Source organism: Bacillus sp. GS3m_15504, from assembly GCF_055825275.1.
Genome location: NZ_JBVVNL010000041.1, coordinates 1 through 255, shown reverse-complemented (window position 1 = coordinate 255; position 255 = coordinate 1). Strand labels below are relative to the sequence as shown.

Sequence of the window (255 nt, the reverse complement as noted above, 5' to 3'; positions counted from 1 at the left end):
TCAGAAACAGAAATTTTGCCATCTTTATCAGTAGTTAAATCAGTGCGAACATCATGTCCGTTAGAATCAACAATTTTAAAGATAGCTCCTTCAAGAGTAGTCCCGTCAATATCATCGACTTTCGTTAATTCTACAGCGCCCTTCGTTAAGCTATTCGTAGCGGTAACAGAAGCTGTAGCGGTTTGACTCTTTTCAACAGTAAAGTTGATAGGGTTTTGATTTAAGTCGTAATGTTTTGGAGCTTTCGTTTCGATA

At 37.6% G+C, this 255-nt stretch carries 1 protein-coding gene; it reads right to left on the bottom strand.

All coding sequences use genetic code 11. The features are described 5' to 3' along the window. On the bottom strand, window positions 1-255 hold a 255-nt coding region (locus AC0L0O_RS30105; RefSeq protein WP_473786245.1), incomplete at both ends, for a SpaA isopeptide-forming pilin-related protein.